This window comes from Commensalibacter sp. M0268 (assembly GCF_016101925.1).
GTDB classification, from domain to species: Bacteria; Pseudomonadota; Alphaproteobacteria; order Acetobacterales; family Acetobacteraceae; genus Commensalibacter; species Commensalibacter melissae.
The window spans coordinates 434013-449623 of the sequence record NZ_JACFPQ010000001.1 but is presented as its reverse complement, the minus strand read 5'-3'; the positions used below and the strand labels follow the sequence as shown (position 1 = coordinate 449623).

Below are 15611 nucleotides of genomic sequence, written 5' to 3'. Positions count from 1 at the left end.
CATCCCTATTTAATGTTTCTTTGATCTTTGACGCCTCGATGGACCATAGCCTCCCCCACCAGGTCCAAGAGGTCTTGGTTTAAAATTGCTTTTTAGGATTCTCCCCTCTTCTCTGGTACGGATTGTCGGTTCAATATCAGAAATTAATCCCATATCTAAATCTTCCAATCTCTTTATTTCATCTCGTATACGAGCAGCCTCTTCAAACTCAAGATTGGTGGCAGCGTTACGCATTTCTTTTTCCAATTCTGCTATGGTTCCTTTCAAGTCCTTCCCTATCAGAGAATGAATATCAGAAAATTCTGTTGGGGAAACCGTTACATAATCCTGTTCATAAACAGAAGCAATGATCTCTCCAATTTTCTTTTTTACCGTTGCTGGCGTAATATTATGATCTTCATTCCATTGTGTCTGTTTTTCACGACGTCTTGAAGTTTCTTCGATCGCATATTTTAAACTGTCCGTCATTTTATCCGCATATAATAAAACACGTCCATCAACATTTCTTGCTGCCCGTCCAATCGTCTGTATCAAAGAGGTTCTTGACCTTAAAAATCCTTCTTTGTCAGCATCAAGAATGGCCACCAATTGACATTCTGGTATATCCAGACCCTCCCTTAGAAGATTGATCCCTACCAGAACATCTATCACACCCAAACGCAAATCTCTTATAATCTCTATACGCTCCAAAGTATCGATATCTGAATGAAGATAACGTACCTTTATACCAGCTTCACTCATATAATCAGTTAATTTTTCAGCCCATTTTTTGGTTAGCGTTGCAACAAGAACACGCCCACCCTTCTTGATGACCTTATTTGCCTCGAACAATAGATCATCCACTTGCAATTCAATTGGTCTTATATCAGTAACAGGATCAGTCAAACCGGTTGGACGTATGACCTGTTCAATAAACACGCCTCCTGTTTTCTCTAACTCCCAGGGACCTGGTGTCGCACTGACAAAAATGCTCTGGGGACGATAACAATCCCATTCCGCAAAATTAAGTGGTCTATTGTCCATACAAGAAGGGAGTCGAAAACCAAAATCCGAAAGCGTTTTTTTACGTGCATAATCCCCCCGTTCCATTCCTCCTATCTGAGGTACACTTACATGACTTTCATCCACGATAAGCAAGGCATCTTCTGGCAGATATTCAAAAAGAGTAGGTGGAGGTTCACCGGGATTGCGTCCTGAAAGATAACGGGAATAATTCTCAATACCCTTACACAATCCTGTTGTTTCGATCATTTCAAGATCAAAAGTTGTACGCTGTTGAATACGTTCGGCCTCCAACAATTTGCCTTCAGCTACAAATTGATCAATTCTTTCCTTCAACTCAACCTTGATATTTTTAATTGCCTGATTCAAGGTTGGTCTTGGCGTAACAAAATGACTATTGGCATAAATAGTTATCGACTTTAAGTTTGCTGTATTAACCCCGGTCAAAGGATCAAATTCGTTAATTGATTCAACCTCATCCCCAAAGAGCTGAATTCTCCAGGCACGATCAGCGTTTTGAACGGGAAAAATATCTATTGTTTCGCCTCTTACACGAAACGTTCCCCGCTGAAAGGCCATATCATTTCTACGATATTGCTGTTCTACCAAAGCTTTTAGCAAATCCTCACGATTTACCACTCCACCTTCCTCAACCCGCACAACCATATGAGAATAGGTTTCTGGAGATCCAATACCGTAAATACAGGAAACAGAACCAACTATAATAACATCATTACGTTCTAGTAAAGCCTGTGTAGCCGCATGTCGCATACGGTCAATCTGTTCATTGATCTGACTATCTTTTTCTATATAAGTGTCAGATCGAGGCACATAGGCTTCCGGTTGATAATAATCATAATAACTGACAAAATATTCAACCGCATTATTTGGAAAAAATTCTTTCATTTCTCCATAAAGCTGCGCTGCAAGCGTTTTATTGGGTGCTAAAATCAAGGTTGGTTTTTGCACGGCCTCAATAACCTTGGCCATGGTAAAAGTTTTGCCTGAACCTGTTACACCTAATAAGACCTGGTCACGATCTCCAGCCTCAATTCCATCAGTAAGTTGTTTGATGGCGTTTGGCTGATCTCCTGAGGGCTGAAATTGCGATACAATTTCCAACCTGTTCATTTTCGGCTTTGCCGGAATCTTTTCTGGATGAAAAATGACAGTTCCGCTTCTTTTTGGTTTTTTCATGGAAATTATCTGATTTTGTTATGATTTCTATATTTGATTTAAGATTAAGACTTTGTATTTGCTATATTATATAGCATAATAAATAGGCTACTAAAATGAACAATCCCAGTTCATAGATCAAAAAAACAAATGTCTGTTTTCATCGCCTGAAATATTCGATAAAATCCATTTATATAAAAGATCATTCATTTAAATCAAACAGAGATACAATGTCTAATTCATCTTATCACACCAATCAACCGAATCATGATACACTAAAATCCGAAAAGAAAAAATCGGATCAACTTCCTTCTTGGGACCTGACAGATTTGTACCCATCACCCGATTGTCAAGAATTAAAGAATGATCTGCAAAAAGCTCAAACCCTCATCACACAATTTTCTGAAAAATGGAAGGGAAATTTATACCAGACATCAAGTCAGGAATTAAACCATGCTTTTAAAAGTTATGAAATAATCAATGAAATATTGGGAAGAATTGGATCTTATGCTCAACTGATTTTCGCAACTGATTCGACCAATTCTCAAAATACCAAATTTTATCAGGATATCCATGAAAAAATAACTGGATTAAGCACGCAGTTTCTTTTCTTTACCTTGGAATTGAACCAGCTTAGCGAGGAAAATGTCAAGAATAAATTGCAAGACAACGAATTACTGCAGTGGAAACCGTTTCTTGATAAAATCCGTATATTGCGCCCTTATCAGTTAAGTAATGAAATCGAAAAGCTTTTCCATGAAAAAGCAGTTACGGGAGCCAATGCATGGTCAAGATTATATGACGAAACATTGGCGACCCTGGAAATCCCCTTAAAAGATAAAACCGTTTCTTTAGGTGAGGCTTTGAATAAATTATCATCTTCACAGGCAAAAGAAAGAAAAGATGCAGCCCAGGGATTGAGTTCGGTATTTTCGAGAAATCTGAGACTTTTCTCGATTATTACAAATACGTTGGTAAAGGATAAGCAAATCTCTGACCAATGGCGTGGTTTTTCCCGTCCAGACTCACAACGAAATTGTGATAACCAGATTGAAGACAGTGTCGTTGATGCGCTGGTTACCGCTGTTACCAATAATTATCAAAATCTGTCACACCGTTACTATCTTTTAAAAGCAAAATGGCTGGGTGTGGACAAATTACATCATTGGGATCGTAATGCTCCCTTACCGGAAGATCATGATCAACCTATATGCTGGAGAGACGCGAAGACAATCGTTTATCAAGCGTATCATGAATTTGATCCTCGGCTGGGCAAAATGATTGATCAGTTTTTACATAGTCCATGGATTGATGCCACACTACGTACCGGGAAATCCTCTGGTGCCTTTGCCCATCCCACTGTTCCATCGGTTCATCCCTATATTCTTCTTAATTACCATGGTCGCAGCCGAGATGTCATGACATTGGCCCATGAGCTGGGGCACGGGATTCACCAGATTCTTGCTGCAAAACAGGGATATATTCTATCTGATACACCGCTGACCCTTGCTGAAACAGCCAGTGTATTCGGAGAAATGCTGACTTTCCAGAGCCTTTTAAAAAACCAAACAGATCCCAGACATCGTCATATTCTCTTAAGCCGTAAGGTTGAGGATATGTTAAACACAGTAGTAAGACAAATTGCATTTTATCAATTTGAACGCAAGGTTCACGAAGCCAGACATGAGAACGAGCTTTTACCTGAACAAATTGGTCAGTTCTGGCTTGAAACGCAACAAAAAAGCCTTGGTCCAGCTTTTGAATTTACACCAGACTATAATACATATTGGACATATATACCGCATTTCATCCATACACCTTTTTATGTTTATGCCTATGCGTTTGGTGATTGTTTGGTAAATGCACTCTATAATGTCTATCAGGAAGGGTTTCCCGACTTCCAGGACCTTTATATTGAAATGCTGAAGGCGGGTGGAACAAAAAGTCATAAAGAACTTTTGGCGCCTTTTGGATTGGATGCCTCTGATCCAGCCTTTTGGCAAAAAGGATTGAATGTAATCAATGATTTCATAGATGAACTGGAACAAATTTAGATGGTGCATAATAACGATAATCTTGATAAAACCAGTTTATTCAGTGGAATGAAACGTATGGTCAATTCTACCCGGGCGGTGGGGGGAATTGCCGCACGGTTGGCTGGTGAAAAAATGGGAATACCGATTAACAAAGCTTCCCATGCAGAAGAGTTGAAAAACATTCTTGGGAATCTCAAAGGCCCCATGATGAAGGTGGCGCAATTAATCAGTACCATTCCCAATATCCTGCCTGATGAATATGCCGATGAATTGGCACAGTTACAATCAAATGCCCCTCCGATGGGATGGTCTTTCGTCCGTCGTCGCATGAGGGGAGAATTGGGTCCGAACTGGGAAACCGCTTTTGACGAATTTTCACATGAATCTGTCGCCGCAGCCAGTCTTGGTCAAGTCCACAAGGCAAAATTGCACGATGGAAGGGAAGTTGCCTGTAAATTACAATATCCAGACATGATTAGCACTGTTGAATCAGACCTCAAGCAACTTCGTCTATTAATTGCTTTATACCATCGATTGGACAATGCAATTAAACAGGATGAGGTTTACAAAGAACTTGTTACACGTTTACAGGAAGAACTGGATTATAAAAGAGAAGCGGCCAATTTAAGACTTTTCTCCTATATGCTCAAAAATAATGACACAACAGTTATACCAAATGTAATTGAAAATCTTTCCACTGAACGTCTTATAACCATGGATTGGATAGAGGGAAAGAATCTAAGATCCCTCATCACACCTGAATTAGATCAGGCTCATAGGAACAATATTGCCCGCGCACTCTTTAAAGCCTGGTATATTCCTTTTTATCAATATGGTGTCATTCATGGTGACCCGCATATGGGAAATTTTCTTATCAATCATCAAAATCAACTGTGTCTTCTTGATTTCGGTTCGATACGAATTTTTCAAGGTAAATTTGTCAAGGGTGTTATTGATCTTTGCCATGCCGTAGAAACTAACAATGAAGAATTAGCCTATCAGGCCTATACCTCATGGGGATTTAAAAACATTTCCAAAGAGACAATGACTGTTCTAAATGAATGGGCAAGTTTTCTCTATGCCCCCCTTACCCAGGATAAAGACCGTTATATACAAGATGATACAGATCCGGATTTGGGACGTAAATTGGCCAATAAAGTACATAAAGGGCTTCAACAGGCTGGGGGAGTGACACCACCACGAGAATTTGTTCTGGTTGATCGTTCTGCGATAGGACTTGGAAGTTTATTTACAAGATTAAATGCAAAATTAAACTGGCATCAATTATTTCAGGAAATCATTGCAGATTTTGATGTTGACAAACTGGATCAGGAACAGGGAAAGGCAATAGAATTGGCCCGTGTTCCTCCCCCTTTGGAATAGAATAACGGCTACAGTGATTTAGTATGGAAAATTTGCTAGATCACTGTAGATATCAGGCAGTTAAAAGATTTAATACAAACCTTTAACTGCATGATATAATTTTTTGAATTTTTGATATTTTTCTTGATATTGCGCACTGACAGATTGATTGGGAACATAGGTTGCCTGTATGGAAGGTTCTGGCAATAAATCTCCAAATGCTACATTAGGATGACAACTCAACATTGCCAATCTTGCGGCACCCAATGCTGGCCCCACATCTCCACCTTCACGATATTGCAACGTTTCTCCTGTAATATCAGTCAGCAATTGACGCCAAAAAGAGCTTCTTGCCCCTCCGCCAATCAAACTGATATGGTCTGGCCTTAAACCCGTGGCATGTAAAACTTCCATACCCTCCGCCAATCCAAAACTTACCCCCTCTATTACTGCCTTGGCTATATCCTTCCGATCATGTTGATGGGTTAAGCCAAACAACATTCCATTTGCCTGGGGATTATTATGAGGCGTTCGCTCACCCGAAAGATAGGGAAGAAAAATAACGGATGATGGAATTGAAGAGGCCTGTCCTGCCATTTCCAGCAATTTAGGCACTGTCTGAATTCCCATAATCCGAGCAGCCCAATCCAAACAGGAAGCAGCACTCAGCATAACAGACATTAGATGCCAGGTGTTCGGCAATGCATGACAGAAACTGTGAACAGCCTGTTTACAATTATTCAAGAACCCATCACTCGCGACAAAATATACCCCGGATGTTCCCAAAGAAAGCATAGCCTGACCTTTTCGCCAGATACCAACCCCAATTGCTCCAACGGCATTATCACCACCACCGGCAATAACCGAAGCTTTTGAAGTCATTCCCCATCGTTGCGCTAATTCAGGTTTAACCGTTCCGGTTGCCTGATTGCCTTCAAACAATTGAGGCATATTTTTTCGCGTCAACCCACATGCCTTTAATAAATCATCATTCCATTGACGATTTTTGACATCAAGCCACATAGTTCCAGATGCATCAGACATATCAGATGCATAAATTCCCGTTATCAACCAGCGAAGATAATCCTTGGGTAATAGGACTTTATCAATTTGTTGATATACTTCCGGCTCATGTTTGCGAACCCAAGCTATCTTGGGTGCAGTAAAACCAGGCATCAGTATATTGCCTGTTATCTCTCTTGAATTTTGTACATTCTCCTCAATTTCATTACACTCCCGATAACTACGCCCATCATTCCATAAAATAGCAGGACGCAATATTTTACCATTTTTATCCAGCAAAACTGCCCCATGCATTTGACCCGTCAACCCTATCGCCTTTACATCTTTCAAGGAATATTGACTCGATAGTGACAAAAAAACCTTGTCTGTCGCCTCCCACCAATCAATTGGATTTTGTTCTGACCAAAGGGGATGGGGACGATAAACTTTCAGTTTTTCAGTATGGCTGGCGACAATCTGATGGTTATCATTCAATAAAATACCTTTAATACCTGATGTTCCAAGGTCAATCCCGATATACATAACCATCCTTTATAATGAAATATAATACAAAAATAATATCACTTATTTGACTGTTCCAAGCGTGACGCAGGAATTTGAAAATCCCTTATTGCAACTTTCATTCAAAAGTTTTTTAGCCTTCCCCTTATTCTTTGGAAAATCCTTACCAGACAGAAAAGCCATTCCAAGATTATACATTGCCTGGGCATTCCCTTCCTTAACAGAATTTTGCAAATAATATTCTGCCTTGCCAATATCCTTCTTAACATCCTGTCCAGTCAGATATATCTGTCCCAAAAGACGGGCCGCTTCGGAATTTCCATTACTAGCCAAGATATCAAATAGTTTAATTGCCTCAGATACGTCTTTTTTTGTACCAACCCCCTTATAATACATCTTGGCAAGAATGAATTGGGAATCTAGATCTCCTGCCGCAGTGCCTTGCATATAATATTGGAAAGCCTGACTGTCATCTTTTTGAACCCCCAATCCATTTTCATAAAGTTGACCCAGATTATAATAAGCCTTTACTTTTCCCTGTTCAGCCGCCTCCCTAAACCAATAAATGGCCTTGGAGTAGTTCTTGTCAATCTGATCATTATTTTTATATAATTCTGCCAAAACAAACTGGGTTTGTGCATCTCCCTGATTTGCACCCTTTTGATAGTATTGAATGGCCTTATTGATATCCCTTTTCACCCCTTGACCTGTTTCATACATCAAACCTAGAGTATAGATCGCATGAATATTATTTTGCGCTTCAGCCTTTTCAAACCAGAATTTGGCCTGATCATAATTTTTTTCTATGAAAAATCCCTGTTCATATAATTTACCCAGATAGAATTGCGCCTGAGCGTTCCCCTGTATTGCAGATTTTTTATACCAATCAACAGCTGCTGACGGGTCTTTCGGAATTCCGCTGCCTTTTTCATACATAGTGGCCAATTGAAATTGTGCCTTACTATCTCCTGCCTGTGCCGCTTTTTTAAAAAGGTCAAAGGCTTTCTGAAAATCCTTGTTAACCCCTCTTCCTTCCAGATATAATTCCCCTAGGGCATAAATTGCGTCATTATTTCCGGAATTGACCGCCATGTTGAACCAGTTCAGTGCCTTGGAATAATCCTGGGAAACAATTTTTCCCTCTTCATACAAAATCGCCAATTTATATTGTGCTTCCGAATATCCTTTTTCAGCAGCCTGCTGCAATAAAGATAATGCCAATTGCGAATTTGGATTAACCCCTTTACCCACCATATACATCATTGCGAGATTGTATTGAGCTGTCACATTCTTTTTCGAGGCTTTTTCATACCAATAAAGAGCCTTGGAATATTCTTTATCAACCCCAGTCCCGTTTTCATACATATTGCCAAGTTTATATTGGGCGTCAGCATAACCTTTATAGGCGGCCTGTTCAAAACATCGTTGAGCCAATTTCGGACTTTTTGTAATATTTTTCCCTTCCAGATAAAGACTTCCAAGAAAATACAAGGCATGAATATTTCCCTGATCGGCAGATTTTTTGATCAGTTCTATACCTTTAGTTACATTTCTATCATTTCCCTCAAGATAAATGATACCCAATTGATACTGCGCATTTGTTTCCCCCTTGTCTGCAGCGGTTTGATACCAGCGAATTGCACGTGAAAGATCTTTTTTTACCCCTTTGCCATTCTTGTACATATTGCCAAGTACATATTGGGCCTTTACATATCCGTGACGGGCTGCCTTGCGATATAACTGAATAGCTTTTTGATAATTCTGCTCGGTGTTTTCGCCATATTCATACATCACACCCAGCATATATTGAGCCTCGACATTTCCCGCCTCAGCTGATTGCTCAAAATATTCACGTGCTTTTTTATAGTTCTGAGACGTACCCTCACCCTGCATATAAAGATTTGCACGATTAAATTGTGCCTCAATAAATCCCTGACGAATCGTTTTATAGAAACAGATGCACAAAAACACAAAAATTATGCAAATTACTGCTGCACTTTTACCGATAAAGGCAATCTTAGATCTGGACATAAACCCAACAATAACAAAAAAGAAAATGAATTAAGGCTGAATTATAAAGAATTTAATCGATAAAATAAACTTAACAAATCAATTTATTACAGACTGGTATCCCGCTTTATCTCATCTTAAAACCTGATAATGAAATATACCAGTTACAGATATCATGTTTCGCTTAATCGAATTAGCTCCATCCCTTTTTGATGATCGTGAGGTATTCCTCTTCCCTCTAAATACATTTTTCCAAGGATTAACTGTGATTTTTTATGATTTTGATCGGCAGCTTTTTGAAACCATGCCGCAGCCTTATGATTATCCTGGATAACACCATCTCCCTTATAATACATGACTCCCAAATTAAATTGAGCCAAAACATAACCTTGTTCCGCAGCTTTTTTAAAATAATCATAGGCCTTTTGAAGATTTATTCTTGATGTCTTTCCAGTTAAATAAAGATATCCCAAATTATATTGAGCATTCATATCATTTTGATCGGCTGCCTGTTCATACCAATACACGGCTTTGTCAATATTCTGGAGGACACTCTTACCCTCCTCATACATTTGTCCAAGCATGAATTGCGCCTTGACGTAACCCTGCATCGCGGCCTTGTTATAAAAGCTGAAAGCCCTCTTATAATCTAATTCGACCGTATTTCCAGTAAAGTACAGATTGGCTACAAAATATTGTGCCTCAACGTCATCCTGATAGGCGGCTTTCTCAAAATATCCTCTGGCTTTATTAGTATTTTTTTCTCCACCTTCACCATTCCAATACATCAAAGCTAGATTATATTCCGCTTTACGATCTCCCTGATTAGCAGACAGTTCAAAATATTCACGTGCTTTTTCAAGATCCCTCGAAACACCTTGACCATTCATATAGATGAACGCCAGATTAGTTTTTGCCTCCATATTACCTTTTTGGGCGGCCTGTTCGAAATAAACTCTTGCTTTACTATAATCCTTATCAACACCCTTACCATCAAGATAGATTAAACCTAGATTGAATAAAGCCTCACCCTCACCCTGACGGGCGGCCATTAAAAAATATTCATTGGCCTTTTGATAATTTTGCTCGACAATTTGGGCATCCATATAAATCTGCCCCAGTATCATCATTGCCTTTGTATTACCTTTTTGGGCCGCGTTTTCAAACAATTCAAAAGCTTTTTCAACGTCAGCTTTAACACCCAAGCCCTCGTAATAAATTATAGCCTTATACAAAATACCTTGCGCATATCCCGATGCAGCAGCTTTTTCAAAATATTCCAAGGCTTGTTTGTAATCTTGTGAAACACCATCCCCGTTAAAATACATTAAACCTATATCAACAGGATTGTTTCGTATTGCAGGTGAAGTTTCAGTTTGTATCCGATGATTTTTTTTATTATTGGATTTATTGATTATATAAAATAATGCAATGAAACCTGTACATAAAAGAATAATTATAAAAAAAATCATATGAACCCTATCGATTCAAATTGAATGTTTAGATCCAAAATAATTCTGAAAACGAAGATAATCAATAGTAAAATTAGTTATTTATAATTCGAAAATACTTGTTCACACTAAATTAATACTTGCCTCTTATTCAGTAACAACTTTATATTTCCTATGAATCATCCAATTTGAATTTTTAAGAAAATTTGATCATGAAAAACATTAAACCAATTTCTCTTGAAGATTGTCTTCCTCTCAGACAGAAAGTCTTATGGCCTTCATTAACAGTGGAGGAATGTATTGACCCAGAAGATCAATATTCAAAACATGTTGGATATATTCTTGATAACCAGGTTGTCAGCTGTTTTTCCATTTATCCAAAATTGCAAAACAATTATCAAATTCGTAAATTTGCAACTTCCCCCTCTTTTCAAAGAAAAGGTATTGGGACAAAACTTTTCACAACTGTTCTTAATGAGCTGAAACAAAAGAAAATTGAATTTGTGACGCTGAATGCAAGAATAACCGCGGTTGAATTTTATAAAAAATTTGATTTTTATTTGTCCGGAGAAAAATTCATTAAAAAAAACATACCATTTATTCCAATGCAAATCGCATTGAAAGATTTTAATTTTAAATATAATTCAATTGAATAATTATTCTAAAGATATGCAACTATACAGGATAACAATTTATTGAATGGCGGAGAAGGTGGGATTCGAACCCACGGTACGCTATTCACGCACGGCGGTTTTCAAGACCGCTGCCTTAAACCACTCGGCCACCTCTCCGACTTATGAAAACTTCATATATGATTTAACGTGGATTTGGCAAGCATTTTTTTTACTTTTATTAATAAAACTGATTTTAAAAATGAAATTTCATTATAAGATTAATTTGTTTAGATTAATAATAAAATAAAACATTAAATCGCCAAAAATCTTTGATAGAGTGACAAACATATCAGGTATTTCTTGATTATGTTTTATAAACCTTCTTTTTATCGGATATTTTATTACAATATTGGGCAATGATCGCAATTACAAATAGCTGAATTTGATGAAAAATCATTAAAGGCAATATTATCATTCCCACCATTGAGGGAGGCAATAACACGTTTGCAATTGGAACCCCGGAAGCTAGAGATTTTTTTGATCCACAAAAAACAATGCTGATTTGGTCCTGCCAACAAAATTTAAAAAGTTTCGATAGCAAAAAAGAAATTATTAAAATTGTATCTAGTAAAACCACGTCAATTAAAATCAGTTTCATAAGCTGATACAAGGATAATTTGTACCATAAACCCATATTCACTGCCTGACTAAAAGCTGTATAAACAACAATCAGGATTGACCCACGATCAGAACAGGATAAAAGACGAGAATTTCTTAATGCCCATTCCCTTATCCACGGCTGCAGGATCTGTCCCATGATAAAGGGTAATAACAATTGGTAAACTATGTTAAGATTATCTCTTGAAAAAATAGCCTGATGGTGATTTGAAAATATTGATCCAACCAAAAAAGGAGTTATGAAAATTCCCAGAATATTTGAGGCAGTAGCTGAACATATTGCAGCCGGCACATTTCCTTTTGCGATTGATGTAAATGCAATTGACGATTGTACTGTAGATGGTAAACAGCATAAAAAAAGAATGCCCATCCATAAGTCAGGCAATAACATTTTTGGGAATAAATAATGCAAGCCTAATCCCAGTATAGGAAAAATGACAAACGTACATGCAAAAATTAGTAAATGTAATCTCCAGTGAAAAATACCCTCAATCACTGCTTGACGAGATAACCTTGCACCTTGCAAAAAAAACATAAGAGCAATGGCTATTACAGCCAGATTGTTAAAAAAAAGAACACCCGAACCGTGACATGGAAAAAAGCTTGCCATTGCAACGGTCATTAATAGTAAAATTAAAAACGGGTCCAGATATTTCGGCATTGAAAATCCTTAATCTTTTAGTTTTGATCCAAATCATTATCCAACTATTATAATTTTCAATCTTTTGTAAATAACCCTTTAATATCTTTCTTAATATCGATATAGTTTAATTCTTTTTTGAAAATGAAAAATGTTTCTATGGTTATGAGTATATTTTTAAAGTCTTTGCCTTTTTTCGTGCTGATACTTATTTATTCACTATTTAATAATGCAGTAGCTTTCGCTTCTGTAACTTGGCATTCATACTGTTCAAATATATCATCAGACACTGTTGATCATCATATCAATTCTTTACAAGTTACTAATTATACTGTCAAAATTCCGGATAATTCCAATGTTTTCCTGAATAGCAAACAGTTAATGGTAAACCAGAGCGGTAAAACCTTGTCCAAAGATCAGTTGCAAAGAGTTACCAATATCACATCGACCGGATTGTTGACCGTATTTCTGAAATATCAAATCAATTCCTGTAACAAAAATTACTATACTGATTCTATTACACCTATATTAAAACAACTTAAACAAAACGAACAACTTACCATTATATGGCGAAACATTTTAATAAAAAATTTAAACAATGCCTACAAAGCTGATGAAATACGGTTGCAAGTTCAAAATATCGCTGACAATGTAAATTTGAAACTGTTTTTTTCAGGTCTGAATGAAATAAATCCCTCTCAAAAATCAAACATTTTCCTTCCAAGAGAAGGCATTTTGAATCTGAATACCCCTTCAAAATATTATCCCCTAATTTTAGCCGCCGCGAGTGGCAATAATGAGGATAAATTTTATGACCTGTCATTACCATTAAAAATCAATAATTTAATGATACAGAACAATTTAACCCATATTACTGCGTATGGAAACGCTTTACTTGACCGAGAGCTCAACTTTCAATCAGCAAAAGGTAAAATCACTGTAAGCAATATGGAAAAATTGATTGCAAATAGTGGTTCTACTCGTATAAATAATCTAAAGACAGCATTGATTTTGGCTAAATTTGCTGGACGTTCTGTCGGAAACAATAATCTTGAATGGGATATAAACTGGCAGGGAAATCTGTTCAAGGTTAATAATGTTCCCATTCCCGTATGGTAATTTAAACAAAGAATATGAATTAAACAGTAACCTGATTAATGGGCTTGATACCATACCGATTATTTTCTGAACCGGGAAAACTTGCCATAACAAGAAAAATAATCTGAATTAAAAAATTGAGGTATAGATAGGGTAAGGGAATAATCATCAACAAAACCCACCAACCTGACAAATTAAGATCATGCAGGCGACGTATGAACAGTACAAATGATGGAAAGATCGTTAATAAAAAATATATTAAAAAAAATAGATGGATATCACAATAATAATAATGAAAAGTCACTCTGTAAATCAAATGAAAATATTCATCTATACAAAATAAAAAATATAGAATTAGACTATTTAAAACTGCAAAACACCAAAAACCTGATCTGCTTGTCCTGCCACTGAAATAAAAATAATGAAGTATAGCATCCCACCAATTCGATATAAAAATTGAAATCACCCGACCCAATCGAATATTATGCATCTTCATTATTTTATTTATTTCTCAAAAAAAAGCGAAACCATGGCTTCCCATGACTGCACCAATGATTGCAATGAAACTGATGATTAATAAAAACCAGTGTAATCTCTGAACCTTAACATATACCTTATCGGGTTGTTGCTGGCCACTATTCCCTAATTTTTTATTGAGTATAAAGGGTTCAATTACAAATAACATGGTTGTAAAGATTAACCACACCAAAAACATGGCATGCATCCACCAAAATTCTATATGCTCAAACCGATTCCATATTTGCATTCGCCATACCATGTAAAACCCGGATAATCCGGCTATCAAAGTTGTAAAACGAGCCTGTGTAGCAAAACGGCTTTCAATACGATGAAATATAGACAATCGTTCGCTGGATGAAAAATTTTTACGAATGGTTGGTAGAAGAACCGTTGTCACCATACATACCCCACCTATCCAAATTACAATTGCCAATACATGTAAAGCCCGCGCCAAAATTAAATCTGACATCTTGTTTCTCTTGAATTAATTAATATGTATATTTTTTACATCAATTTAATTTGAAAAAAATAAAAGTGCAATTATAATTTGCAAGGTAATAATATAAATAGCGAAATTTAATGTTCAAAACTTTGCAATAACAAAGAAAATGCCTGTGTAAAATTGTTTCGATTGGGGTATCTCAGATAATATCCTGAAAAAGAGGGACAGTATTCAGATAAAACATGTACAAGATGTTTTTGCTGAATGGCGTGATAAACCTCTTTCAAGGGTATATAGGCAAAACCAAAACCATCCAGTGTGGCCTGTATGACCTGGGTTAGGGTATTACAAGAAAATTGACCTTCCATATGGATTATTTGTGTATTACCCTTTACAACAAATTCCCAATCATACTGATTTTGCATAAAAGAAAGAAAGTAGTTTATAGATTGATGTTTGAGCAAATCATCCGGCGTTTTTGGAATTTTTTTATCTTGTAAATATAATGGTGACGCCACAACCGCTATTTGGACAGGTGCGCTAATTTTTATTGATAAGAAATCTTTGTCTACAACTTCGCCAAGGCTTATTTTTGCATCATATTTTCCATGAATTTCTTTTTGAAGATTGGAGGAAACCTCTACATTAAATTTTATATCAGGATAATGTCGCAAAAAATTTCGCAAATGAGGCCATACAACAAAGTTTGCAGCATGTTCATCTGTTAAAAGATTGATATTTCCAAAAGGCCTTTTTTTCAAATCAATAATCTTGCCAAGCTCTTCAACAATTTCCTCTAATCTCGGCGCAATATTTTTCAATAAAATCTCACCAAGCTTGGTTGGCTCTACACTTCGTGTAGTACGGGATAATAATTGCACATCCAGATTTTTTTCAAGATTTCGCATGGTATGACTTAATGCGGATTGGGATACACCTAATTTTGATGCTGCCTTTGTAAAACTTCTTTCTTTAGCAATTGTTAAAAAAACCAAAAGATCATTGACATTTTTTTGCAACATAATCTAATTTCTCTACTTAACCTTATTTATTTCTTAA

Annotated in this window: 12 protein-coding genes and 1 tRNA gene; 4 read left to right on the top strand and 9 right to left on the bottom strand. The window is 36.8% G+C overall.

Going from position 1 to position 15611, the window contains the following annotated elements:
- Positions 1-9 precede the first annotated feature (9 nt).
- Complete coding sequence (gene uvrB, locus H3R28_RS02000; protein ID WP_304515638.1) at positions 10-2199, bottom strand: excinuclease ABC subunit UvrB; 2190 nt, start codon at positions 2197-2199, stop codon at positions 10-12.
- Between the two features lie 209 nt (positions 2200-2408).
- Here uvrB and H3R28_RS01995 point away from each other — a divergent pair, with 209 nt between their 5' ends.
- Both H3R28_RS01995 and H3R28_RS01990 read left to right on the top strand, forming a co-directional pair.
- Positions 2409-4232, top strand: a complete 1824-nt coding sequence (locus H3R28_RS01995; RefSeq protein WP_198209079.1) for a M3 family oligoendopeptidase — start codon at positions 2409-2411, stop codon at positions 4230-4232.
- The gene (locus H3R28_RS01990) at positions 4233-5597 is read left to right on the top strand and encodes an AarF/ABC1/UbiB kinase family protein (RefSeq protein WP_198209080.1); all 1365 of its coding nucleotides are present in this window, start codon (positions 4233-4235) and stop codon (positions 5595-5597) included.
- Positions 5598-5666: 69 nt separating this feature from the next.
- Here H3R28_RS01990 and xylB read toward each other — a convergent pair whose 3' ends face one another.
- The 3 genes from xylB to H3R28_RS01975 form a co-directional block, all read right to left on the bottom strand.
- Positions 5667-7121, bottom strand: coding sequence for a xylulokinase (xylB, locus tag H3R28_RS01985; RefSeq protein ID WP_198209081.1), 1455 nt, complete (start codon positions 7119-7121; stop codon positions 5667-5669).
- 42 nt (positions 7122-7163) lie between these two features.
- Positions 7164-9131, bottom strand: coding sequence for a tetratricopeptide repeat protein (locus H3R28_RS01980; RefSeq protein WP_155566980.1), 1968 nt, complete (start codon positions 9129-9131; stop codon positions 7164-7166).
- A gap of 152 nt (positions 9132-9283) precedes the next feature.
- Positions 9284-10582, bottom strand: a complete 1299-nt coding sequence (locus tag H3R28_RS01975; RefSeq protein ID WP_198209082.1) for a tetratricopeptide repeat protein — start codon at positions 10580-10582, stop codon at positions 9284-9286.
- A gap of 191 nt (positions 10583-10773) precedes the next feature.
- Here H3R28_RS01975 and H3R28_RS01970 point away from each other — a divergent pair, with 191 nt between their 5' ends.
- Complete coding sequence (locus H3R28_RS01970) at positions 10774-11217, top strand: GNAT family N-acetyltransferase (protein ID WP_198209083.1); 444 nt, start codon at positions 10774-10776, stop codon at positions 11215-11217.
- Between the two features lie 44 nt (positions 11218-11261).
- Here the strand turns inward: H3R28_RS01970 and H3R28_RS01965 are convergent.
- Positions 11262-11352 (bottom strand) — tRNA-Ser (locus tag H3R28_RS01965).
- 187 nt (positions 11353-11539) lie between these two features.
- The gene (locus tag H3R28_RS01960) at positions 11540-12514 is read right to left on the bottom strand and encodes a bile acid:sodium symporter family protein (RefSeq protein ID WP_198209084.1); all 975 of its coding nucleotides are present in this window, start codon (positions 12512-12514) and stop codon (positions 11540-11542) included.
- Positions 12515-12658: 144 nt separating this feature from the next.
- On the opposite strand from H3R28_RS01960, the gene H3R28_RS01955 reads away from it, so the two are divergent.
- On the top strand, positions 12659-13612 hold the full coding sequence (locus H3R28_RS01955) for a hypothetical protein (protein ID WP_155567072.1): 954 nt from the start codon (positions 12659-12661) through the stop codon (positions 13610-13612).
- 19 nt (positions 13613-13631) lie between these two features.
- On the opposite strand, the gene H3R28_RS01950 is transcribed toward H3R28_RS01955, so the two are convergent.
- The 3 genes from H3R28_RS01950 to H3R28_RS01940 all read right to left on the bottom strand — a co-directional run bounded on the left by H3R28_RS01950 (position 13632) and on the right by H3R28_RS01940 (position 15574).
- Positions 13632-14087 (bottom strand): DUF805 domain-containing protein, encoded by a 456-nt coding sequence (locus H3R28_RS01950; RefSeq protein ID WP_155567073.1) that lies wholly within the window; start codon positions 14085-14087, stop codon positions 13632-13634.
- 15 nt (positions 14088-14102) lie between these two features.
- Positions 14103-14579 (bottom strand): hypothetical protein, encoded by a 477-nt coding sequence (locus H3R28_RS01945; RefSeq protein ID WP_198209088.1) that lies wholly within the window; start codon positions 14577-14579, stop codon positions 14103-14105.
- Positions 14580-14686: 107 nt separating this feature from the next.
- Positions 14687-15574, bottom strand: a complete 888-nt coding sequence (locus H3R28_RS01940; protein WP_198209090.1) for a LysR family transcriptional regulator — start codon at positions 15572-15574, stop codon at positions 14687-14689.
- Between the last annotated feature and the right edge of the window lie 37 nt (positions 15575-15611).

What these genes read in the sequence shown, in the direction of transcription:
- uvrB (WP_304515638.1), bottom strand. Translation starts at nt 2,199, where the DNA reads ATGAAAAAACCAAAAAGAAGCGGAACTGTCATTTTTCATCCAGAAAAG.
- H3R28_RS01995 (WP_198209079.1), top strand. Translation starts at nt 2,409, where the DNA reads ATGTCTAATTCATCTTATCACACCAATCAACCGAATCATGATACACTA.
- H3R28_RS01990 (WP_198209080.1), top strand. Translation starts at nt 4,233, where the DNA reads ATGGTGCATAATAACGATAATCTTGATAAAACCAGTTTATTCAGTGGA.
- xylB (WP_198209081.1), bottom strand. Translation starts at nt 7,121, where the DNA reads ATGTATATCGGGATTGACCTTGGAACATCAGGTATTAAAGGTATTTTA.
- H3R28_RS01980 (WP_155566980.1), bottom strand. Translation starts at nt 9,131, where the DNA reads ATGTCCAGATCTAAGATTGCCTTTATCGGTAAAAGTGCAGCAGTAATT.
- H3R28_RS01975 (WP_198209082.1), bottom strand. Translation starts at nt 10,582, where the DNA reads ATGATTTTTTTTATAATTATTCTTTTATGTACAGGTTTCATTGCATTA.
- H3R28_RS01970 (WP_198209083.1), top strand. Translation starts at nt 10,774, where the DNA reads ATGAAAAACATTAAACCAATTTCTCTTGAAGATTGTCTTCCTCTCAGA.
- H3R28_RS01960 (WP_198209084.1), bottom strand. Translation starts at nt 12,514, where the DNA reads ATGCCGAAATATCTGGACCCGTTTTTAATTTTACTATTAATGACCGTT.
- H3R28_RS01955 (WP_155567072.1), top strand. Translation starts at nt 12,659, where the DNA reads ATGAGTATATTTTTAAAGTCTTTGCCTTTTTTCGTGCTGATACTTATT.
- H3R28_RS01950 (WP_155567073.1), bottom strand. Translation starts at nt 14,087, where the DNA reads ATGAAGATGCATAATATTCGATTGGGTCGGGTGATTTCAATTTTTATA.
- H3R28_RS01945 (WP_198209088.1), bottom strand. Translation starts at nt 14,579, where the DNA reads ATGTCAGATTTAATTTTGGCGCGGGCTTTACATGTATTGGCAATTGTA.
- H3R28_RS01940 (WP_198209090.1), bottom strand. Translation starts at nt 15,574, where the DNA reads ATGTTGCAAAAAAATGTCAATGATCTTTTGGTTTTTTTAACAATTGCT.